Annotated in this window: 22 protein-coding genes; 1 reads left to right on the forward strand and 21 read right to left on the reverse strand. The window is 61.9% G+C overall.

All coding sequences use genetic code 11. From position 1 onward, the window contains the following. Window positions 1–55 precede the first annotated feature (55 nt). Genes ACY4LX_RS03500 through ACY4LX_RS03570 form a run of 15 tightly spaced genes read right to left on the reverse strand, consistent with a single transcriptional unit; the run spans window position 56 to window position 13,941 of the window. Window positions 56–781, reverse strand: coding sequence for a class I SAM-dependent methyltransferase (locus ACY4LX_RS03500; RefSeq protein ID WP_149659188.1), 726 nt, complete (start codon window positions 779–781; stop codon window positions 56–58). Continuing rightward, on the reverse strand, window positions 778–2,025 hold the full coding sequence (locus ACY4LX_RS03505) for an NAD(P)/FAD-dependent oxidoreductase (RefSeq protein ID WP_149659189.1): 1,248 nt from the start codon (window positions 2,023–2,025) through the stop codon (window positions 778–780). The genes ACY4LX_RS03500 and ACY4LX_RS03505 overlap by 4 nt, the downstream gene beginning before the upstream one ends. Next, window positions 2,012–3,172: a cation:proton antiporter gene (locus ACY4LX_RS03510; protein ID WP_463259176.1), complete on the reverse strand. Its 1,161-nt coding sequence runs from the start codon at window positions 3,170–3,172 to the stop codon at window positions 2,012–2,014. Before ACY4LX_RS03510 ends, ACY4LX_RS03505 begins: the two co-directional genes overlap by 14 nt. Further along, a complete protein-coding gene (locus tag ACY4LX_RS03515; RefSeq protein ID WP_463259177.1) occupies window positions 3,169–5,511 on the reverse strand; it encodes an MMPL family transporter in 2,343 nt (780 codons plus the stop codon). Before ACY4LX_RS03515 ends, ACY4LX_RS03510 begins: the two co-directional genes overlap by 4 nt. After that, entirely contained in the window at window positions 5,495–6,097 is a 603-nt protein-coding gene (locus ACY4LX_RS03520; protein WP_463259178.1) for an outer membrane lipoprotein carrier protein LolA, read from the reverse strand. The genes ACY4LX_RS03515 and ACY4LX_RS03520 overlap by 17 nt, the downstream gene beginning before the upstream one ends. Then, window positions 6,094–6,519, reverse strand: a complete 426-nt coding sequence (locus tag ACY4LX_RS03525; protein WP_149659193.1) for an acyl-CoA thioesterase — start codon at window positions 6,517–6,519, stop codon at window positions 6,094–6,096. Before ACY4LX_RS03525 ends, ACY4LX_RS03520 begins: the two co-directional genes overlap by 4 nt. Further along, window positions 6,512–8,056, reverse strand: coding sequence for an HAL/PAL/TAL family ammonia-lyase (locus tag ACY4LX_RS03530; protein WP_149659194.1), 1,545 nt, complete (start codon window positions 8,054–8,056; stop codon window positions 6,512–6,514). The genes ACY4LX_RS03525 and ACY4LX_RS03530 overlap by 8 nt, the downstream gene beginning before the upstream one ends. Next, entirely contained in the window at window positions 8,037–8,984 is a 948-nt protein-coding gene (locus ACY4LX_RS03535) for an LpxL/LpxP family acyltransferase (RefSeq protein WP_463259179.1), read from the reverse strand. Before ACY4LX_RS03535 ends, ACY4LX_RS03530 begins: the two co-directional genes overlap by 20 nt. Further along, window positions 8,981–9,715 carry a glycosyltransferase family 2 protein gene (locus ACY4LX_RS03540; protein ID WP_149659196.1) on the reverse strand — a complete coding sequence of 245 codons (735 nt, stop codon included), beginning with the start codon at window positions 9,713–9,715 and terminating at the stop codon, window positions 8,981–8,983. The genes ACY4LX_RS03535 and ACY4LX_RS03540 overlap by 4 nt, the downstream gene beginning before the upstream one ends. Next, complete coding sequence (locus tag ACY4LX_RS03545; RefSeq protein ID WP_463259180.1) at window positions 9,708–11,387, reverse strand: AMP-binding protein; 1,680 nt, start codon at window positions 11,385–11,387, stop codon at window positions 9,708–9,710. The genes ACY4LX_RS03540 and ACY4LX_RS03545 overlap by 8 nt, the downstream gene beginning before the upstream one ends. Further along, the gene (locus ACY4LX_RS03550; protein ID WP_149659198.1) at window positions 11,384–11,929 is read right to left on the reverse strand and encodes a COG4648 family protein; all 546 of its coding nucleotides are present in this window, start codon (window positions 11,927–11,929) and stop codon (window positions 11,384–11,386) included. Before ACY4LX_RS03550 ends, ACY4LX_RS03545 begins: the two co-directional genes overlap by 4 nt. Then, on the reverse strand, window positions 11,926–12,180 hold the full coding sequence (locus tag ACY4LX_RS03555; protein WP_007947135.1) for an acyl carrier protein: 255 nt from the start codon (window positions 12,178–12,180) through the stop codon (window positions 11,926–11,928). The genes ACY4LX_RS03550 and ACY4LX_RS03555 overlap by 4 nt, the downstream gene beginning before the upstream one ends. A 9-nt stretch (window positions 12,181–12,189) precedes the next feature. Next, window positions 12,190–12,450, reverse strand: a complete 261-nt coding sequence (locus ACY4LX_RS03560; RefSeq protein ID WP_149659199.1) for a phosphopantetheine-binding protein — start codon at window positions 12,448–12,450, stop codon at window positions 12,190–12,192. Then, on the reverse strand, window positions 12,431–13,240 hold the full coding sequence (locus ACY4LX_RS03565) for a lysophospholipid acyltransferase family protein (protein ID WP_149659200.1): 810 nt from the start codon (window positions 13,238–13,240) through the stop codon (window positions 12,431–12,433). The genes ACY4LX_RS03560 and ACY4LX_RS03565 overlap by 20 nt, the downstream gene beginning before the upstream one ends. Further along, entirely contained in the window at window positions 13,216–13,941 is a 726-nt protein-coding gene (locus ACY4LX_RS03570) for a beta-ketoacyl synthase chain length factor (RefSeq protein ID WP_149659201.1), read from the reverse strand. Before ACY4LX_RS03570 ends, ACY4LX_RS03565 begins: the two co-directional genes overlap by 25 nt. Before the next feature lie 355 nt (window positions 13,942–14,296). On the opposite strand from ACY4LX_RS03570, the gene ACY4LX_RS03575 reads away from it, so the two are divergent. After that, on the forward strand, window positions 14,297–15,067 hold the full coding sequence (locus ACY4LX_RS03575) for a ParA family protein (RefSeq protein WP_054053184.1): 771 nt from the start codon (window positions 14,297–14,299) through the stop codon (window positions 15,065–15,067). Window positions 15,068–15,193: 126 nt separating this feature from the next. Here the strand turns inward: ACY4LX_RS03575 and trxC are convergent, their stop codons facing one another. From trxC to mscK, 6 genes are all read right to left on the reverse strand, one after another. Further along, window positions 15,194–15,628, reverse strand: a complete 435-nt coding sequence (gene trxC, locus ACY4LX_RS03580; RefSeq protein ID WP_463259181.1) for a thioredoxin TrxC — start codon at window positions 15,626–15,628, stop codon at window positions 15,194–15,196. A gap of 136 nt (window positions 15,629–15,764) precedes the next feature. Further along, window positions 15,765–16,088, reverse strand: a complete 324-nt coding sequence (locus ACY4LX_RS03585; RefSeq protein WP_463259182.1) for a hypothetical protein — start codon at window positions 16,086–16,088, stop codon at window positions 15,765–15,767. Window positions 16,089–16,293: 205 nt separating this feature from the next. Further along, window positions 16,294–16,830 (reverse strand): hypothetical protein, encoded by a 537-nt coding sequence (locus ACY4LX_RS03590; protein WP_463259183.1) that lies wholly within the window; start codon window positions 16,828–16,830, stop codon window positions 16,294–16,296. 86 nt (window positions 16,831–16,916) lie between these two features. Then, the gene (locus ACY4LX_RS03595) at window positions 16,917–17,255 is read right to left on the reverse strand and encodes a DUF7716 domain-containing protein (RefSeq protein ID WP_149659205.1); all 339 of its coding nucleotides are present in this window, start codon (window positions 17,253–17,255) and stop codon (window positions 16,917–16,919) included. Window positions 17,256–17,297: 42 nt separating this feature from the next. Beyond that, window positions 17,298–18,761 carry a protein adenylyltransferase SelO gene (gene selO, locus ACY4LX_RS03600; RefSeq protein ID WP_463259184.1) on the reverse strand — a complete coding sequence of 488 codons (1,464 nt, stop codon included), beginning with the start codon at window positions 18,759–18,761 and terminating at the stop codon, window positions 17,298–17,300. A gap of 48 nt (window positions 18,762–18,809) precedes the next feature. Then, window positions 18,810–22,190 carry a mechanosensitive channel MscK gene (mscK, locus tag ACY4LX_RS03605; protein WP_463259185.1) on the reverse strand — a complete coding sequence of 1,127 codons (3,381 nt, stop codon included), beginning with the start codon at window positions 22,188–22,190 and terminating at the stop codon, window positions 18,810–18,812. Window positions 22,191–22,201 lie beyond the last annotated feature (11 nt).

Consider the following 22,201-nt stretch of genomic DNA (forward strand, 5'->3'; position numbering starts at 1 on the left):
CAGCCCAACGAGGGTAAGCCCCCTCGCCACAAAAGCCCTTCAGTTGCGCCAGACATCACACAGCACCTTCAAGCGGCTTGCGCGCCACCACATTGACCAGGGTTTCTTCCCGTTGGCCAAAGGGCTTGGGCTTGCGCAAACCAAAGCGTTCAAGCAAACCGAAATCCTTGGCGCGGCTCCACCACAGGTACGGATAAGACACATTCTGCGGGCCGAATTCGAAACCCTGCTGGCGAATCATCTCCAGATACCCGGCCGCACTCTTTTGCACGTGCATCGGATGCCGGAACAGCCAGCGAATCACCCACGTATCAATGTAAGCCTCGGTGGACTCGGCGAACAGCAGATAGCCGCCGGGCTTGAGTACGCGATAGAACTCGGCCAACGCCTGGTCCTGCTCCACCAGATGATGAAAGGTCTGGTGGCAGAACAGCAGGTCGACACTGGCGTCCGGTACGTTGAGCGTCGCGCAATCGCTGCCGATCAGTTCCACGCTCATACCCTGGCGCGCCGCTTCTTCACCGCTGAGGTTCAGGCTGTGCGGATCGGCATCCACACCGATCAGACGCTGGGGCGCAAAGGTCTGGCGCAGGTACTGGAACGACTTGCCCTGGCCGCAACCGGCATCCAGCAACACCGGGTGGCTGGGTGGCGACTCGCTGAACAAACCGCGCAAATCATTGATTGCCACCCGCAGCACATGGTGCTGCCAGGTATGGCTACGCAGGAACCAGAAACCGAATTTGGTTTCCTCGACGTAGTTGTCGCTCAGGTAGCTCATGTGGCTTCCCGTGCGCAAATTTCCGAAATCACCTTCAACCGGCGTTTCGCTTCGCTGACGAACGGGTTGCGTTCATCCCAGGCGTAACCGGCGAGGATCGAGGCGATCATGCGGCGGATATCGGTGGAGCTGCCGTCGTGGAAAATCACGTCCTGGAAGGTGCCGGCGTACCAGCCTTCGACGTAGCAACGGAAGGTGTCGACGCCGCGTTTCAGCGGGTCGGCGAACTCGGTCTGCCAGTCGACGCTTTCGCCCTGCAATTGCCGATGCAATACACCGGCGGCCATGCTCGCCGAGCGCATGGCGATGGTCACGCCGGAGGAGAACACCGGGTCGAGGAATTCCGCCGCGTTGCCCAGTAGTGCAAAGCCTGGACCATGGAGGGTTTTGACGTTGGCCGAGTAGCCGCCGATGGTGCGTGCCGGGGTGTCCCACACGGCATTGTTCAGCACACCGGAAAGGCTTGGGGTTTCGGCGATAAAGCCGCGCAGGCACTCGTCGAGATCATCGGTGCGGCCTTCGAAATGTTCGGCCGCCGCCACCACGCCCACCGAGCAACGGCCGTTGCTGAACGGGATGGTCCAGAACCAGATATCGCGATGGATCGGGTGGGTGGTGACGAGGATCTTGGTGCGGTCGAAGTTCGGGTGGTCGATGTGGTCTTCGACGTGGGTGAACACCGCTTGGCGCACCGGGAAGTTCGACGGCGCTTCGAGGTCAAGCAAGCGCGGCAACACCCGGCCGTAGCCGCTGGCATCCAGCACGAAATCGGCTTCGACACGGTACTCGCTGCCATCCTCGCGCAGCACCGTCAGCTGCGGTTTCGCCAGGCTGAAATCGGCGCTGACGATGGCTTCGCCATAGCGCAATTCCACGCCTTGCAGCGCCGCTTGATCGGCCAGCAGCTTGTCGAAATCGGCGCGTTGCACCTGGAAGGTGGTCGGCTTGCCGTTGCTGAACGTGTCACCAAAATCGAAGGCACTGTACTGCTCGCCCCAGGCGAATGCGGCACCGGTTTTGAGCTGGAACCCGGCGGCGTTTACCGCGTCGAGCATGCCGGCTTCTTCGACGAAATCCAGGCAGTGGGACAGCAGGCTTTCACCGATGGAAAAGCGTGGGAAATGCTGGCGCTCGATCACCAATACATCGTGACCCTTGCGCTTGAGCAGCGCGGCGGCGATGGCGCCCGAAGGCCCGGCCCCGATGACCACTACCTGACGATGTTCCATTTCAACGATTGGCACGTGGACTCCTTGCCGGGGTGGCGATAATCAGCGGGATTCGATGCATGCCGGCCAGTGCCGGCAGCAGTGTTGCGATCAGGCCCATCAGCATCAGCGCAAAGTACAGCGCCGGGCTGATGAGGTGTTGTTGCAGCAGCAGGTTGAGAAAGACGATCTCGCTCAACCCGCGAATATTCAGCAGCAGGCTTTCGCGCCAGCGACTGGCGCCATCCACCGAAACGCCGGCCCAGCCCAGACCCAGCCAGTTGCCCAGCAGTTTGCTGGCAATCGGCAACAGCAACAGCGCGGCCAGTGGCAACCAACCGAGGCTGGCCATGGCGGCGTGCACATCGATCTGCACGATGCCGAATGTGAGGATCAGCGGGATGGCGATCCAGGTCTGCAAACGATTCATCCACAGCGCCGGCAACGGCAACACCAGCGGTATTTTGAGCGCGGCCATGCACAGCAAATAGCCGATGCCGAAAATCAGCGCGTTGAGCTTGAAGTGCTCGGCCACCACCAGCAGCGCGAAGAAGCCGCCGCTGTACAACAACGGTTGGCGCAAACCGAGCAAGCGCAACAGCACCGGCAAACAGGCGCCGGCCAAGGGCAGCAACAGACTACTCAGATGCAGGCTGCCCTGGGCGAAGCCGAACAGCGTCCAGCAGGTGAGGTCGATCAGGATCGCGGTCTGCACCAGGCGCCGGGTGGCGTCGGGCGGGTAGTTGATGTGTCGCAGGTAGAGGTACAACACCGGGATCGCGGTGATGGCGAAAACCAAACCGACGGCCAGCGAGCTGATCCACGCTTGCGGCGGCAACAGCCACACCGCCGTCGCCAACCCGCAGGCGAACGGCAGGCAGAAACTCGGCAGGGCGATTTTCAGGCTCTGGCGATCCAGCTTCAGGTCGATCACGTCGCTGAGAATGTGCCCCAGCAAGAGCGCGAAACTCAGGCTGTAGAGGTTTTTCAGCCACACCGGGGAAATCAGCGCGGCGCCGCTGAGCTGCCAGCCCGGTTCGATCCAGAAATACATCAGCAGCGGCAGGCCGAACGTCGCCAGCAGCAACTGGCTGACAATCGGGATCAAGCCGAAATGCCGACCGACGCGGGTGGCCACGGCGAACATCCCCAGGGCCATGGCCCAAAACAGCGCGATCATCATGCTGTTGGCTCCGCGACTGCCACGGCGTGGGTCTGACGGCCCGCCCATGGTGCGAGGATGAAGCTGAACGCCAGGCCGAGGCTCACCGACAGGCCGAAGTTGCTCACCGCCGGTGTGCTGGACACCGCCAGCAAACCGAACGACAGCCACGTGGTCAGCGCCGCCAGCAAGGTGCCCAGCAGGCTCACCGCGGCGCCGCCGACCTGTTCGCGCATGAGGATCGCGTAATCGACGCTGATCGCCGTGACCAGCAGCAGGCCAAACAGGCTGAACAGGGTCAGCGGCTGGCCGAGCCAACCGAGGCTGGCCAGGCTGCACAGTGCGGCGAGCAGCGGCAGGGCGACGATTCTCAAGGCGCCGATGAGGCCGAACGGCAGGATCAGCACCAGCACGATCAATACGCAGGAGGCGAGTTTCAATTCCGCCGCGCTGATCTGGGTTTCAGCGAACACCTTATTCAGTTCGCCCAGACGATCCACCAGTTCCACCCCCGGCAAGTCCAGGGCCTGGACCCGCAGCAGCGACGGATTGTTCAAGCCTTGCAGGCTGACCATGGCCGCTACGCCACCGTCATCGGTCGGCCCCAGCCACAGGGTGCGATAAGGCTCGGCCAGCGGCCCAACCAGGGCTGCGTCGATGTCTTCGGTGGGCAGCGCCTGTAACTTCGTCAACTCGGCTTGCAACGCCTCGACCGGTACACCGACGTCGAGCAACGGTTGCCAGAACTGCGGCAGTTTGGTCAGCGCGTCGCGCATTTGCTTCTGTTCGCTCGGCTGGCTGACCAATTGGTTGAGGGACAGGAAACCCTGGAGCTTGTCGAGGTTGACCAGTTGCTCCAGGCGATCACCGAGGGCGGCCTGGCGTTCGAGCAATTCTTGCTGGTTGGCGGCGCGGATCAGGAAAAACTGGCTGGTGGGCTGGTAGCCGGTGATGCGCGCGATGGCTTGCGCTTCGTCGGTCAAGTGCTGCGGCATGCCGACCCATTGGCGAATGTCGTTCTTGGTGCTGAGCTGCAACAGACCGCCGATACAGAAGGCGGTCAGCAGGGCCAGCAACACCGGCGTGCGGGCACGCTGGAGCATCGCTTCGCGCAGGTTCACCAAAAATTCGGCCACCCGCAACGGCCATTGCGCCGGACGCAGGTCAGAACCCTTGAGCAGCGCCGGCAACAGGCACACCGCCGACAGGTAGGCACCGAGCAGGCCGGCGGCGGAGAACACAGCGATTTGCGTCAACGCCGGGAACGGTGTCCAGGCCAGGGCGAGGTAGCCGATGCAACTGGTGATCAGGCTCAGGGTCAACCCCGGCAGGGTCAGGCGCAGGGCCGGCCAACTGTTCCAGGGTTTCAGGCTCCAGCTCTTGGACAGGTAGTGCAGCGGGTAATCGACGGCGACGCCGATCAGGCTCGAACCGAGTACCAGCGTCATCACATGCATATGGCCGAACAGCGCCACGCACGCCACGCCACCGAACAACATGCCCACCAATACCGGGACAAACGCGAGCAACACGCGCAAACGCCGGAAGGCCAGCAACAGCAGCAACAGAATGCCCAACGTGGCGCCGCCACCGACCCAGGTCATCTCCCGGCTCGCTTGTTGCTGACCGTTGGCCGCATAGAGCAAGCCACTGGCGGCGAGCAATTGCACGTCGCCCTGGGCGGCTTCTTCGCGACTGTGTTTGAGCAGGTCGGCCACTTGCAGCGGCAGGTTCATGTCAAAGGCGTTGCCGGTGGTGCGCGCGCGCAGCAGCACCCAACTCTTGCCGTCGGCATCGGCGATCAAGGCGCCGCTGCCGATGTCCAGTTGCACCGCGCCATGTTGTGGCTGGCTGTTCTGGATGCGCCCGGTCAGGCCCAGCCAGTCGTCCTGGCTCGGCACCAGGCTGAAACCGGTGAAGGGGTCGAACAGCGCTTGCACCCGTTGCTGGATAAAGGCGTCGGGATGTTTGATCAGTTGTTGCCGATCCGCGTCCGCGAGCATCGCCAGCCGGCCTTGCAGCAGTTGCGTGCGCAGGGCGGGCAAGTCGGCTTGCAGGGTCCACTGGACCTTTTCGAACAGGCCGCTGGCCTGCCACTGTTCGCCGAGTTTCTGCGCCATGGCCACCGCGTGCTGGCGATCGGTGTGGCCGACCAGTACCAGCATTTCGCGGTTCAGCGGTTCTTGCATGCGTTGTTCGGCGCGCAGTTCCAGCGCGTCCGGCGCCGTGCCGGGCACCAGTTCCATCAGATTGGCCGACAGCGGGGCGCCGTCACGCCATTGCCAACCGGCGAGTGCGAACACCGCCAGCAGCAGGATCAGGAACAGCCGTGGGAGCCTCCGTTCACTCGGCAAAATCATGTTGCTCCGCATCGCTTAACGGTTGGGCGCTGGTGCTGTCCTGCATGCGCATGAGGGTGCTGTCGCCCTGGGTTTCGAGCAGTTCGATGCTGTTGACCAGTTCGCCGCCGTCGATGTTGATCTGGTTGAACACCTGCTTGAGCAGCATCGAGCGCGGGGTCAGGGTCAGCTTCCATTTCTGGGCGTCGCCACTCAGCGACAGCTCGAAATCCCGTTGCAGACCGCTGCTGTCGCCTTGCAACACGGCGAGGAACAAACGGTTCTGCTCCGCGCCCGCGCTCTTGCCCGGCAGCAACTGCCAGCCGTTGGCATCCCGCCGGGCGATACCCTTGGCGGTGATGCGGTAATCCTGTTGCAGCGGGGTTTTCAGCAGCCACAGCAAGCCGTGGTTTTTCGCGAGGACGAAGCTGCCCTTGCTGACCAGCGGCTGCGGCAGCGCGCGCAGGTGTTTTTCCTGGATGAAGTGGCCGTGGATCACGTCGGGTTTGGCCAGTTGATCGCTGAGCTGTTGCAGGTCGAAGGCATTGGCGAGTGACGACAATCCGAGCAGCGCTAACGCGCCGAGGCATTTGAAAATGGTGTTCATGGCAGCATCCTTTCGACAGCATCGGTGAAGACTTTCGGCGAGGCCAATTGCATCTCGCGGCTGCTCATGTCGACGGCGACCTGCACGGTGCTGGCGCGGGTCAGGCGTTCGCCGGTTTGCTGATCGCTGATCAGATAGTTGATCTTCAACCGGTTCTCCCACTCCACCAGACTGGCGCGCACGTTGAGCGTCTGGCCGAACACCGCGCCGCGCACATAACGCAGTTGCAGGTCGATCACCGGCCAGGCAAAACCCGACTCGACCATCGCGGTGTAGTTGTGGCCGAGCTTGTCCAGCAGTGCACACCGGGCAACTTCCAGGTATTTGACGTAATGGCCGTGCCAGACCACGTGCATGGTGTCTACGTCGAAGAACGGCACGAGGATTTCCGTATCGGCGTGAAGCACTCCCTTGCTACGCATGCAGCCTCCAGTGTTGCTCGGCGATTCGTTTCAGGCACAGCCGCAGTTCGCCTTCCAGGGCGCGGTCTTCGATGACCGGCGGGAAGTCCTTGGCCAGTTCCTCGTGCATCGCCGCCAGGGACGGCGGCAGGGGGCGTGCGTCCTCGGCCTGGCCACGCAGCCACACGCCTTGATTAGCCGCGAGCAGGGTCGCGGCGGCGACTTGTTCGGTCAGCTCCAGCACCCGAACGGCATCGCGGGCGGCGATGGTGCCCATGCTCACTTTGTCCTGGTTATGGCACTCGGTGGAGCGCGAGAACACGCTGGCCGGCATCGTATTTTTCAGCGCTTCGGCGGTCCAGGCGCTGGTGCCGATCTGCACGGCTTTGAAGCCATGGTTGAGCATCGCGCGGTCGGCACTGGCGCCGGACAGGTTGCTCGGCAAACCGTGGTTGTAACGCTCGTCCACCAGCAGCGCGAGTTGCCGATCCAGCAAGTCGGCGACGTTGGCCACCAGGGTTTTCAGGCTGTCCATGGCGAACGCGATATGGCCGCCGTAGAAGTGCCCGCCGTGCAGCACGCGCTCGGCTTCGGCGTCGATGATCGGGTTGTCGTTGGCGCTGTTGAGCTCGATCTCGATGAACGACCGCAGCCAGTTCAGGCTGTCGGCCAACACCCCGAGCACATGGGGTGCGCAACGCAGGGAATAGCGGTCTTGCAGGCGATGCAGCGGCGCGGTCGGCGCGTCGATCGCCAGATCCTTGCGCAACCACGCGGCGACTTGCATCTGCCCCGGATGCGGCTTGGCGGCGAACAGGCGCTCGTCGAAATGCTCAGGATTGCCTTGCAGCGCGACCACGTTCATCGCGGTGATGCGCGTGGCCAGTTGCAGCAGGTAATCGGCGCGGGCGAAGGCCAGGCAGGCGATGCCGGTCATTACGGCGGTGCCGTTCATCAACGCCAGGGCTTCTTTGGGGCGCAACACCAGCGGCGTCCAGCCCAGTTCACGATGCACATCGGCAGCTTCGCGACGTTCGCCACGGAACATCACTTCGCGCTCGCCGGACAAGGTCGCGGCGACGTAGGACAGCGGCGTCAAATCACCGCTGGCGCCCACCGAGCCTTCTTCCGGGATCAGCGGCAGGATGTCGTGTTCGAGGAAGGCTTGCAGGCGTTCCAGCAGTTCCACGCGCACCCCGGACACGCCGTGGCACAGCGACTGCAAACGCGCCGCGAGTACGGCGCGGGTCGCTTGGGCGTCGAGCAGTTTGCCCAGGCCGCAGCCGTGGAACGTGTACAGATGACGCGGTAGCGCTTCGACGTGATGCAGCGGCACCGCGACCACGCAGGAATCACCGTAACCGGTGGTCACGCCATAGATCACGCCTTCCTTGTCCAGCAGGGAATCGAGGAATCGCGCGCCTTTGGCGATGCGCTCGCGAAATTCAGGGTCGCCCTGCAGCTGCGTCGGCGCCTGACGATTGGCCAGGGCCAGCACGTCTTCGATGCGCAAAGGGAGTTCGCCGAAGGTTACCGGCTCAAGCGTTGGCGTCGTCATCGGTCTTCCAGAAAGGGTAAAAGTTGAACCATTGTTGTGGCGCTTCAAGGCAATAGTGACCCAAGCGTTCGGCGTAGCGGGAAGCCCACTGATGAATGACCTGTTCGCGGTCGCTGCGCTTCCACTCCACAGCCTCGGCGAAGGGTTCGAGGCTTAGTCGGTAGGCGCCCGTCGGTTGCTTGAGGCACAGCAACAGATTGACCTTGCACTTGAGCAGACCGGCCAGCAGCCAAGGGCCCTGGGGGAACGCCGCCGGATGCCCGAGGAAGTCCACGATCACGCGACGCCCGCCATGCAGCGGCACGCGGTCGCCGGCAATCGCCAGCCACTCGCCGCGCTCCAGGCGTTCGTGCAGTTGCAGCATGATCACCGGGTCCAGTTCGCTGACCTGAATCAGCCGCAAATTGGTCGCCCCGGCTTCGCCGAGCAGGCGGTTGAACTGCTCGGCGTGCTTGGTGTGCACCAGCACGTTCATGGTGACTTGTTCGCCGATCTCCGCCAGCGCACGGCAGACCTCAAGATTGCCCAGGTGCGCGCCCACCAGCATCTGCCCACGGGCGCCGCGCAGTTGGGTGCGCAACAGCGCCGGGTCGTCGATTTCGATCTGCTGGATGCTCAGCTTGCCGTTCCACACGTCGAGCTTGTCGAGCATGGAATCGGCGAAGGCCATGAACTGGCCGAAGACCCGCCAATGGGTCGGGCGCAACGCTGGGCGCGCGCTGAAGTCGGCGAGGCGTTGCTGGTATTGCCAGGCGCTTTTGCGCGCGCTGCGGCCGAACAGGAAAAAGTACAAAACGATGCCGTACAGCAACGGGCTCAACAGCCGCCGACCGAGCACTTTGGCGCAGACAGCGGTGAATTTCATCAGCCAGAAACTGCCGCGCTCCTGGCGGTCGGCCCAATGCTTTTTATCCGCGTCAGTGCTCATGCCCGCCACCGTCGCCAGAGGATCACCGGAGCACGCAGCAACATGCCGAAGAACAGCCGGGTGTGCATGCTCGAAATCAAAACGTTGTCGTGGAACAGGCGAAAGTGCGAAACGCCATCCAGCGGGTAATGGACCTTGGTTTGCAGCCACTGCATCGGCAGGTTTTGCCAGGCCAGCCGCACCAGAATGTCCGAGTCGAAATCCATGCGCTTGCCGATCTTCGCCGAACTGATCAGCGCCAGGGTCGGTGGCAAGGGATAGACGCGGAACCCGCACATCGAATCGCGGATCTGCAACGACAAGGTGTTGATCCACACCATCACGTGGGTCAGGTAGCGCGCATACAAACGACCCTTGGGCACGCTGGCGTCGTACAGCGGATAACCGCAGATCACCGCGTCCGGGTGGGCGCGGGACAGTTCGATGAAAGCGGCGACGTCGGTCAGGTCATGCTGGCCGTCGGCGTCCACTTGCAAGGCGTGGCTGAAGCCCAGGCGCGAGGCTTCGCGCAAACCGGTCATGACCGCGCCGCCCTTGCCTTGATTGACGGTGAGGCGGATCAGATAGACGTTGTCCCGCAGCGCCAGTTGATCGAGCACCTTGGCGCAGGCCGGGGTGCTGGCGTCGTCCACCAGAATGCACGGCAAACCTTTGGCGAGCAGGGCATCGACCACCGTGGTGATGGCGGTTTCGTGGTTGTAGACCGGGATGATGGCGCAGGGGTTATGCATCCGCTGCCTCCAGCACAATCCGCCCGCTGGAGCAGGTGGCGGTGTCATTGCGGAAGGTGAAATACAACTTGCTGCGCACCGGGTCGAACCGCAGGTGCAGCTGGATTTCATCGCCCGGACGCACCAGTTGCTGGAATTTCAGCACTTCCATGCCGGCGAAACTGGCCGGCAGGTCCATCAGCTGTTGACCCAGGCTCAGCGCCCAATCCACCTGCACCACGCCGGGCAATACCGGCGCCTGGGGAAAGTGCCCGCTGAAGTAGGCGAGGTCCGGTGGCACAGCCAGTTGCAGGCTCCATTCGCCGTCGGTTTCGACCTGTTCCAGCACCTCCGGTCCCTTGGGACGCGGTGCCAGTAGCAGCGCTTCGACCTCGGCCTGAGGCAGTTTGCCTTGGGCGTTCAGTGGCAGTTGCCGCAGCAAGCGCCAGCGCCGAGGCAAGGCCAGGGCTTCGCAATGCTGGCTCAGGTGCTGACGCAGTTCTTGGGTGAGGGTTCGCCGCCCCTGATTGCGCAGGGCATGCAGCCCTTTTTGGCTGAGCACCAGCAGCGCACCCAGTGAGGCGCGGTTTTCCTGGACCACCCCGAGGCGCGCTTCGGCGACCCAGTCGTGGGCCATCAGCGCCTGTTCCAGCATCGGTAGCGAGATACGTTTTTCTTCCAGTTTGACGATGCGGTCCAGCCGTCCCAACAGTTCGAAACGGCCATCGGCGGCGATCCGCGCAGCGTCGGCGGTGTGTTCGACGTGGTCGACGGGCAAGTAGGGCGAGGCGATCAGCAGCGCGCCGTCGCTGTCCTGGCTCAGCAGCACGTCGGCGAACGGCTGCCACAGGTCTTGCCCCTGACGCCAGGCAATGCCACCGGTTTCCGAGCTGCCAAGGATCTCCGTCGGCCATTGCTGCAAGCGCTCGAACAGGCTTTGTGCAGCCTCGGCGGGCAGGGCGCCACCGGAGGAAAACACTCGGCGCACCGCGCTCAGGGCGGGCCAGTCGAGGTTGTCACCCATGCGCTTGAGCAGCGCCGGGCTGGCGACCCAGGCGAACACCGGGTGTTCGCGGCTGGCGCGCTGCAAGTCTTCCGGGAAGGCCAGTTGCTTGCGCACGAACGGCCGCCCGGCGCACAGCGGCCACAGCACCCGGAACAGCAAACCGTAAATGTGTTGGGTGCCGACACTGCCGATGATGCAGGCCGGGCCGAGGTCAGCGCCCCACAGCTGTTCCAGGGCTTGGACTTCATTGGCCAGCTGGCGCAGGGTTTTGTCGATGCGCTTGGGTTCGCCACTGGAGCCGGAGGTACACAGGCTGAGCTGGCAGCGATCCAGATCCAGCGCGGCGGCGGGCATTGGCGAATGCTGATAGTCGTCAAGGTGCGCATCGTCGGCCTGATCGGTCAGCCACAGATCGACTTCGCTCGACCAGCGCTGGCGCGTCTGGGCTTGCAGATCGGCCGGCAGCAGCACGCTGACCCCGGCACGCCAGGCGCCCAGCAGGGCAATCGCCAGCTCGGCGCCATCTTCAAGGTGCACGGCAATGCGCTGCACGCCCTGGGCTTGCAGGCCGGCGGCGAGGCTCAGGGCCTGTTCGCACAGTTGCGCGTGATTCAGCGCCGGTTCGGCCGTCATGGCACGTTCCGGCTGAGCCTTGAGCAGCAAATGCTCAAGTGTTATCCAATTCATGGGTGGCCTCGTACCCGTTGTCGTATCAGCCATTCAATGGCAAACATCAGGCCGATCAATCCATAGGAGATCAGGCCGGTGTACAACATCCACCAACTCAGCGGCGCCCAGAGGGTCAGCGCGGCGGCGCACAATCCGTTGCAAAGAAAAAACACGCTCCAGGCCACCGTGACCTGGCGGGTATAAACGATTGCCTTGGCCGGCAGTTGCGGTTCACGCAGACGGGCCAGGCGTTCAGCCATGGGCGGGCCATATTTCAGGCTCAGCCCGAACAGCGCGAGCATGAAGCCACTGATCAGCACCGGATACCAACGCAGCAGTTCCGGGCTATCGAACACCGCCAGCAGCAGGCAAAACACGATGGCGATAATGGCCATCCATCGACTGCCCGGGCGCCGCACGCCGGTCAGCGCACGCGCCAGCCACAGGCTGCCCAGCAGCAAGCCAAACTGCCACGGGGCAAAGTGCTCCATGCCGAAATACACCGCAAAGGGGTACAGCAGGCCCGCCAGCAGCAGGCCGAGGCCGATCAATCGGCTCATGCGGCCGGTTGAACCAGACGGTAGACCGCCTCGACCACGTCACTGACGGTACGCACCGATTTGAATTCTTCGGCGGCGATTTTCTTGCCGGTCTGGCGCTTGATGTGGTCGATCAGGTCGACGGCGTCGATGCTGTCGATTTCCAAGTCCTGATACAGGTTGGATTCCAGGCTGACACGCGCTGGGTCCAGCTCGAAGAGTTCGACCAGGGCATCGCGCAGGGTGTTGAAAATGTCGTCACGAGTTTGCATGGTCCGGTCTCAAGCTGCCTGTTTTGCAGTGACGAACGCCGCAAGGCTCGCCACGTTGGTGAAGTGATTACGGGTGTCCTTGGCGTCGGCGTCGATCTTGATGCCGTACTTTTTCTGGATCGCCAGGCCGAGTTCCAGGGCGTCTACCGAGTCCAGGCCCAGGCCTTCGCCAAACAGGGTCTGGTCGTCGCCGATGTCGTCGATGCTGATGTCTTCGAGGCCCAGGGCGTCGATGATCAGTAGTTTTATGTCACGGTGCAGATCGCTCATCTTCGGCGAGCTCCTTAATAAAGTAGTGATGCAGATAGTCGTTGAGCTTGCGCGAAGCCTGCGGGGGAGCGCCTTGCGCGGCGAAGGCTTGTGGGTCTATATCGGCACCCACACGGAAACTGAAGTGCACGCGACGTTTTGGTATCCGATACCAGGGCTCGGCCTTGGTCAATGTGCTCGGGCTGACCTTGATGATCACCGGGGTGAGGATTTTCGCACCGCGCAGGGCAATGGCCGCGGCACCCCGATGAAAGGCTGGCGCCTGGCCGGGTTGGGTGCGCGTGCCTTCGGGGAAAATGATCAGGGTCTGGCCGCTTTTGAGGGCATCGGCCGCGGCGTCGAGCATGTCCATGCTGCCATCGTTGCTGATGTATTCGGTGCTGCGCAGTGGACCGCGGGTAAAGGGGTTCTCCCAGAGGCTTTTTTTGACCACGCAGTTGGCGTGGCGCACCAGGCCGATCAGGAACACCACGTCAATCAGCGACGGGTGGTTGGCGATGATCATCTGCCCCGCACGGCCGAGTTTTTCCGCACCCTGGATGTCGTAGGTCAGCACTCCTGCACGGGCCATGAACCGGACAAAAAACCAGAAACAGCGACTGACGGTTTTGCGCGCCCGCAGCCGATGGGCCTGGGCATCGCCGGGCAGGCAGCCGAGCAGCGGAAAAACCAGCAGCCGCAGGCACAGCCCGCCCAACCCGAACAGGGTGAAGCTCACGGCGGTGGCCAGCAGGCGCCAGTAATAGGCGTCGCGGTTTTTATCGGCTACAGGTTGCGTTGCCAGGTCCATACACGATTTTTCCAGGCATGTTGGCAGGTTGACTGCTGGCCGAGCAGGGTACGCAATAGATTCAGGGCATGGGGCCAGTGAGCGTTGGACAGTGCATCCGGGTTGCTGTTCAGGGACAGCTGCCAGTCGGTGCCGGGGGTGAGCAGCAGACCGACCGCATAAGGGAAGGGCACATCGTCGATCCAGGCCGAGTAGGCCTTGGGCGGTTGTTCTTCAGTAACCACCAGCAGAACGGCGGGCGCGCCCTCGGAAAGTAGCGCCGCGGCCTCAAGCATGCCGTGTTCAAGGCCGTCGCCAGCGGCGGCCAGGGCCGTCATCTCGCTGGTTTCGCCGCGCATGATCGACCACAGACCGATGACCGCGTTATGCACAGACAGGCTGAATTGGGTCGGTGACAGCGGCTGATCGGCCGCCAGGTCACTGAGAATGTCGAAGGTGCGCGGGGTTTCGCCGTGACGGGAAATAAAGACCAACGGTAGGTCCTGCCGACCATCGGCCAACGGCCAGCCCACACTAAAGGCCATCCGCGCCAGGCGACTGAGTCGACGACGCTGCATGGCCGGCAGGAACGACACATCGGGGGCGGCATCGCTGCATGGGAGTGCGACCGGTTGTCGGCTCCAGGCCTGCCAATCGTCCACGCTTTCGAGCCCAGGGGCCCATGCGCGCCATTGGGCGATGTTGAAGTTGATCACAAAGATTCATCCCGCCCCTGCGGGCTTTCCTTGACGGGCCGGTCGCAAAATCCACAGCCGACCTGACGTGGCGCTTAACGCCGAGTGGCGCGCATTATCCCGGTGCGGCCGGCGTGTAGCAAATACTGGTTACAGTTTGCGCAAACAAATGTACCGCTTGGTTCGTGAAAAAGCTGTCGTTTGGCCATTATCCACGTTGCGGCAAGCAAGTCTGTCGTCCCTGTCTGCAATCAACCGACGAGTTCGCGGCTTTTTCGCCAGGGGATTACGTCTGACTGTGTAGTCCCCTTGCCCGCGAGGTAGCTAAGCAGCGCTTTGGACAACTACACTCGGTCATTCTTTGGTACACGGAGGTTTTGACATGCGGCGCGTGGTGTTCAATCAGAAAGGCGGTGTGGGTAAATCCAGCATCGCCTGCAATCTGGCAGCGGTCAGTGCCAGCGAGGGCTATCGCACCCTGTTGGTGGATCTCGATGCCCAGGCCAACTCCACTCAGTACCTGACCGGCCTCACCGGCAATGACATCCCCATGGGCATTGCCGATTTCTTCAAGCAGACCCTGTCTTCCGGGCCGTTCTCGAAGAAAAACCAGGTGGATATCTACGAAACTCCGTTCGATAACCTCCACGTCATCACCGCCACCGCCGAACTGGCCGACTTGCAGCCCAAGCTTGAGGCCAAACACAAGATCAACAAGTTGCGCAAACTGCTGGATGAGTTGAGCGAAGACTACGACCGGATCTACCTCGACACCCCGCCGGCGCTGAACTTCTATGCGGTGTCGGCGTTGATTGCCGCTGATCGGGTGCTGATCCCGTTTGATTGCGACAGCTTTTCACGTCAGGCGCTGTACGGCCTGCTGGCGGAAATCGAAGAGTTGAAGGAAGACCACAACGAGGGGCTGGAAGTCGAAGGCATTGTGGTCAATCAGTTCCAGGCCCGTGCGAGCCTGCCTCAGCAAATCCTCGACGAACTGATCGCCGAAGGCCTGCCGGTGCTGCCGGTGTACCTGGGCAGCTCGGTTCGCATGCGTGAATCGCACCAGGCCAATACGCCGCTGATCCACCTCGACCCGCGGCACAAGCTGACGCAGCAGTTTGTCGAGTTGCACAATTTGCTGGAAAACGCCTGACTGCCCTTTGTAGGAGCGTGGCTTGCCCGCGAAGAGGGTTTAACATTCAACGCTGTCGTTGAATGTCAGTTCGCCTTCGCGGGCAAGCCACGCTCCTACGGTTTCGCGGTGTTTTCGAGATCTCGTTCAAATCCCCTGGCTACGCAACCAGCTCATCAACTGCGGCAACGGAAACGCCCCGCTCTGGCGCGCCACTTCCCGGCCGTTCTTGAACAGAATCAGGCTCGGAATCGAACGAATCCCCAACTGCGCCGACAACTGCTGATTCGCCTCACTATCAAGCTTGGCCAATCGACACTTCCCCGCCAACTGCCCCGCCGCCTGTTCAAACACCGGCGCAAACGACTTGCACGGCCCACACCACTCCGCCCACACGTCCACCAGCAACGGCAGATCACCCTTGATCTGGCTGGCGTAATCGCCTTGCTTCAATTCGAAAGGCTTGCTCAGCAACACCCCGGCCTTGCAGCGCCCGCATTTCGGATGATCGCTGAGGCGCTCGGCGGGGATGCGGTTGAGGCCGTTGCAGTGGGGGCAGGGGATTAGCAGTGGCTCGGTCATGCGCGCGGCTCCGCAAAAATCGATAAGAAGCAGGGTAGATGGTGGCGCGCGGGCGAATATCAAGTTGCCTGAGAGATCCACTACCGTGGACTGGCGCACTCAGACTGGCAATGAGGTCCAGGGCTGGTGCGCGAAATCAGCGGTATTGTATGAACGGCGCGGTGTCTGGCAGCAACGAGCCCAGGATGCTGAGGAAGCGATCCAGCAGGTGTTCCGGCAGATGCACATCGAACCTGTCATTGCGGTCCGCCTGACACGCGACAACCCGGTTGTTTGGGCGATCGATCAGCACTCGCTGATACGAACTCCAGGGCAGCGAGATCTCCGAGCGCGCCTCAATGTCCAGCCCTAGCCAGTGGTGGATGCTGTAGTGGTGGACGGTCTTGCGGCGACCCATCATGACCCACAAGTAGCCCATGATCAGCAGCCAGGCCACGCCAAAGACGCTGTTGAACAGCACGGATTTCCCCCATGGCCGGGTGGGCCGAAGTGGCTTTCATACAGGCTGTTGGCCAGAACGACGATTCCTGGCAGAACAAGTACCGACATGGCGATATTCCATGCTCCGGTCGGCCGGGTCTGGACCTTGACCGACCAGCTCATCAGTGGGGGTGTGGTCGAATACGGGTCGTGGGTGGCGAAGTCCTTTTCGCCAGAGGGGATCATCACGACGACGGGCCGTCCTTGCGTGATTGAAACAATATCTGCCATTTATCGCTGGTGTCGACAATGGAGTACTGGTTATTGCAGGTGAGGATGACCCCGATTTTTTTGCAGAACACGACCTCGACAATGTTGTCCTTGGTCGTGCAGGCGGTAATGTCTTCGAGCGGCATAAATACTTCTGCACCTTGTATCGCGTAATGCACCTCGCCCCCCGGGTGCATCTGGTAGCCCCATCCGCCTAACGGCCCGCGTAGTTGATAAACCGCAGCTTTCGCGCCTTGCGCGGTGGCCAGTTTGTGCAGCGGCAGTTGCGTGACGCCGACCCAATCAACATAAAACCTGGCGGGACCACCAAGAAATGCGAGCGCGGCTCTTTCTTCGTCGCTTAGTTGACGAACCGGCACGGCGTTCCTGATTACGCTTCGGGTCGTTAGGGCCAAGGAAAAATACTCCCAGGCAATGGGAGTCACCTTGAGCAGCACGATCACTCCAAAACCCAGGATCAGCAGCCCTTCAAGATCGCTTTTGCTGATCACACCAATACCTCATCCTGCTGCGGGGTGTTACAGAAAGGCACGGGAACGTCCTTGTCGTGAAATTTCACGGGTTTACTGGAAAGGGATCAGTCGAAATTCATGAAGCAATCGTGCTCGGCGTAATGCCCGATTGCTTTGAGCAGTTCGGAGTCTGTCACTGACGGTTTGTGATGCAACGCGCTCATCACCACATCCTCCAGTAGTTCGTCGCTGAACCAGAACTCCAGCCCTTGGTGGACGACAAAGTCCGGGTAAATTTCTTCGTCGTTGTCGGTGATCTGGGGAAAGGCGTCGATCACGCACAAGGTCTGCAAGGTGATGGTGCTGGAGTGCTGAGCGCCATAGACACAGAAATGCAGGGTTTTTTCCTGTTTTCTGAGTATCGCGATCAGTTCGCCGACGCTGAGATGCTGTTGGTAATGCATGGAACGTCCCTGTTCATTGAGTAAGCGTTTACCTGATGGATCTCACGACGAACAACTGATCTCCAGATGCTTGCCCCACTCCGGCGGCCGCTCGGCGTAGCTTTCCATCCCGGCTTGCTCCTCGAACGGGTTGCTCAGCACCGCATGCAGGCGACGAACTTGCGAGTAGTCACCGCTCTCCGCCGCATCGATGGCCTTCTGCGCCAGGTAGTTGCGCAGGATGTACAGCGGATTAACCGCATGCATCCGAACCCGGCGCTGTTCTTGATCAAGCGGTCCTTCGCGGCCAACCCGGGCCACATACTGCTCGCCCCAGGCATCAAAGCCCTTGATGTCGACGAAGTCATCACGCAAGCGAGCGACGGCCAACTCGGCTGATTCATCGCCCAGACGACGGAAGAACAGCGTGTAATCAACGCCACTGTTCTGCATCAATTGCAGCAGACGCTCCAGCAGTTTCTGATCGTCATCTTCAGCGGTGGTCAGGCCGAGGCGGCGGCGCATCAGGTCGAGGTAGTGAGCCTGGTACAGCGGCAGGTACAGGCCGAGGGTTTCGCGCAGGGCGTCGACGCTGATGAACGGCGTCAGGGCCTGGGCGAGGGCGCTGAGGTTCCACTGGCCGATCGGCACCTGGTTGCTGAAGGAGTAGCGGCCCTGGTCGTCGGAGTGGTTGCAGATGAAGTTGGCGTCGAAGTCGTCGAGGAAGGCGAACGGGCCGAAGTCGAAGGTGATGCCGAGGATCGACATGTTGTCGGTGTTCATCACCCCGTGGCAGAAGCCGTAGGCCTGCCATTTGGCGATGAGTTCGGCGTTGCGCTCGACGATTTCGCGGAACATCGCCAGGTAGGGTTCCGGCTGCTCCAGGCATTCGGGGAAGTGCATGGCCAGCACGTGTTCGCCGAGGGCCTTTTGCTGTTCGGGGCGCTTGGTGTAGTAGAAATATTCGAAATGGCCGAAGCGCACGTGGCTCGGCGACAGGCGCAGGACCATGGCCGCGCGTTCCTGTTTCTCGCGCCATACCGGCGTATCGGAGCCGATCACGCACAGGGCGCGGGTGGTCGGAATGTTCAGGGCATGCAGCGCTTCGGAGGCGAGAAACTCGCGGATCGATGAACGCAGTACCGCCCGTCCATCGCCCATCCGAGAGTACGGCGTCTGACCGGCGCCCTTGAGGTGCAAGTCCCAGTGCTCGCCCGCTTCGTTGTACACCTCGCCCAGCAACAAACCGCGACCATCGCCCAGTTGCGGGTTGTAGGAACCGAATTGATGCCCGGAATAGACCATCGCCCGGGGTTCGGCTTCGGCCCAGAGCTTGTGCCCGCCAAACAGTTCGGCGAACACCGGCGTCTCGGCCACGGCCGGGTCCAGGTCCAGCAGCGCCATGGCGGCGGGGCTGGCGACCACCAGTCGCGGCGCAGCGATGGGCTCGGGCAGCACGTGGGTTGAGAACGCATCGCCCAGGCGGGCGAAACGATTGTCGAAGGTCAGTTCGTCGAGGGCTTTCAACGGCCATCTCCAGCAGAATGTCCGAGCATTCTGCTAGGGATAAGACGGTTAGTCGAGTTTGGTCGGAGGCGGCTCTTGTTCCGGAACGTCGGGCGTGGACTCAAGGGGCGCGTCACGGGGCGCTTCGCGGGAGATGATACTTTTGTTCTCTTCCTCGACCGGTACCAACTTGTATTCCTGGCCGTGAAGGTTCTTCAGGTACACCTCCATCTGCCGGAACGAGATGTTGATGTGCTGCTTTTTGAACTCGCGGTTGATGAAGCGGTTGACCTCATCGAGCACCGGGTTCCGGTCGCCGAGGTCGCGCACGTGCATGCGCAACTCGTGGTCGAGGGTGCTTTCGCCGAAGTTCAGGAAGTACACGTGTGGCTCGGGTTCCTTGAGCACTCGCGGGTTTTCCCGGGCGGCTTGCAGCAACAAGGCTTTGACCAGGTCCAGGTCCGAGCCGTAGTCGACGCCGAGCTTGAGGGTCACCCGGGTGATGGTGTCGGTCAGGGACCAGTTGATCAGTTGCCCGGTGATGAACGTCTTGTTCGGGACAATGATGTCCTTGCGGTCGAAGTCGGTAATGGTCGTGGCACGAATGCGGATCTTGCTCACCGTGCCGGACAGGTTGCCAATGGTGATGGTGTCGCCGATCCGCACCGGGCGTTCGAACAGGATCATGATGCCGGAGATGAAGTTGGCGAAAATCTCCTGCATCCCGAAACCGATACCCAGCGAGAGCGCGGCCACCAGCCACTGCAATTTGTCCCAGCTGACGCCGAGGGTGGACAGGGTGGAGACGAAACCAACGCCGGCGATCACGTAGGACAGCAAGGTGGTGGTGGCGTAGGCGCTGCCCTGGGCCAGGTTCAGCTTTGACAGCACCAACACTTCCAGCAGCCCGGGCAAGTTGCGCGCCAGGGCGAAGGTGATGCCGATGATGATCAGCGCGCCGAGCAAGTCGCCGATGCTGATCGGCACCATGCTCAAGTTGGCGCCCGTGCCGCTGGTGTATTCGTAGAGGGTTACGTTGTCGAGGTACGAGAACACCGAAATCAGGTCCGACCAGACCCAATACAGCGCCGCGATGAAGCCGGCCAGCAGCGCCAGGCGAATCAGGCGCAGCGACTGTTCGTTGACCTTTTCGATGTCCAGCGTCGGCTCTTCGATCACCGCTTCGCCTTCGCCAGCCTCTTTCGCCGCCTGGCGTTTGGCCAGGGCACGCTGATACGCCAGGCGCCGCGCCGCCACACTCAGGCCGCGCACGAACGTGGCTTCGATCACCAGCCAGAACATCAGCAGGTACAAGGTGTTGATCAACCGGTCACTGAGTTTCAGCGCGGTGTAGTAGTAGCCGAAGCACACGGCGACGAACAACGCGACCGGCAGGACGGTGAAAATAATCCCCACGGCCTTGCGGAACAGCGACGCGCTCTCATGGGTCGGGCTGCTGATCAGCAAGCGACCGAGCAGCCAGGCCATCAACGCGTAACAGGTCAGCACCACCGGCATGCCCAGCACGTCATCGGCCAGTGCCGCCGGTTGCAATTCGGCGACGGCCACCACCGCAACCAGAGCCATCACGACCAGCCCGAGACGCCGGACCCAGCCTTGCAGGAATTCGACCTGGGGCTTTTCCCAGCGGAAATGCAATTCGGCCACGCCACCCGGCGCGAGGATCCGGTAGGCGGTGTAGAACACCAGCCAGGCCTGGCCCATTTGCAGGAGTGCCGCGCCCATATTGGCGTTCTGCCCACGGGCGTCGATCTGCAAGGCCAGGCCACACAAGGCCAGGCCCAGCGCCACCGGCATCGCCAGCAGGATATTGATCAGGATCGCCTGGGGCGTATGCCACTGGCTGTCACGCTTGAAGTGGCCGATGTCCTGGTGAACCTTGTTCAGGCGGGCATACAGACTCTTGCGGCGCCACAGCAGGGCACCGATCAGCAACACCAGGGGCAGGAACAGCAGCGGTCGCTGAACCAGGCCATCGCTCAATTCGCTCAGGCTCGAGGTCCATGGCAGCGTGGTGACTTGCCGTTGCAGACGCTCCGGCACGGCGTGCATCCATTCCAGGTCCAGCGGTTTGTTGCTGGGGATCCAGAACATCTGCTCGTCGAGGGTCGCCCGCAGGCTTTGCGCGGTGCTGAGCAATTGTTTCTGGTTGAGTTGCAGGGTGATCGATTCGTTGAGTACCGCGCTCAATTCCCGGTTCAGGCGTTCCAGCAGGTCGGCACGGGTATTGGCCAGCTCCAGCAGGTTCTTGCGTAACTGCGGGGTGACTTGCTCCGGCGGTTGGGTAGCCAGCAGGTTGTCGACATAGGTCGCCGGGTTGCTGAGCAGTTCGCGCTGTTGGCTGACTTCAAATTGATACAGACGAATGTCGGCGATCTGGTCCGCCAGGTCGCGGTCGAGCTTGAGGCGCGGCAGGGCCTGTTTCTGTTTATAGAGAATCTTCGACAGCAGCAGGCTGCCCTTGAGCACGTTGATCTGCTCGTCCAGGGCCGAATCGCTCTGGGTCACACTGTCCAGCTGTTGCTTGGTTTGCAGGTTTTGCTGGGTGACTTCGTTGAGGCGATCGGTGCTTTTGAGCAGGTAGTCCGAGAGCTTGAGGTTGGCCGCGCTTTCGGTGGCCAGGAGGCTGCTGCTGCCGGACTTCTGCGCTTCGATGGACTGTTGGGTCACCGTCTCTTGGGACTGGGCCAGGCGCTTCTGGTTGATCAGGGTTTGCAGTTCCTGGATTTCCTGATCCTGGCGCGCGACTTTTTCCGAGAGCAAGTCGTGCTGGCTGTTGCCCAGATCCTGCAACTGGCTGTTGCCGGCCAGTTCCTGGCGGCGCAGCGGGATCAGCGCGTTGAGCGCCGCGAGTTCGGCGTTGAGCTGGTCACGCTGCTCGATGCTCAAGGCCTTGCCGTTATCTTTGCCGGCCTTGAGGATGTTGTTGATCTGCTGGATACGCGTCTGGCTGCCGGCGATCTCCGCCTGGGCGCGCTCGGGGCGGGTCTGGGCGGTGATGATCAGGCTGTTGGCGTCGGCCAGGGCTTTTTGCAGATTGCCTTGTTGGGTGGAACGCTCGGTCAGCATCTGTTCGAGTTGCTGGATCGACGAATTGGCGTAGCGTTGCTCGATCGGCACGACCTTGGTGCCCTTGAGCCGGGCCAGTTCGCGCTGGTTTTCGATGTTCTGCTTGGGCGCCGTGGCCAATTGCTGCTTCAGATCGATCAGTTTCTGATCGTAATCGCGCTTGCTGTTGAGCTGGGTCAGCGTGCTCTGCAGGATGTTTTGCAGCGCCTTTTGATCGGCTTCCGGCAGTTTGCGCTCGGCGATCCGGTCCAGGCTGCCCTGCACGGCTTCGCTGGACGGCGGTTCCGCCGCTTGCAAGGTACCGACGGAGAGACTCAAGCCCAGCAGGGCAATGGCAAACAAAGAGCGCAGGGTTGGCATAGAGACCGATC

The organism is Pseudomonas sp. Emmai (assembly GCF_055179735.1).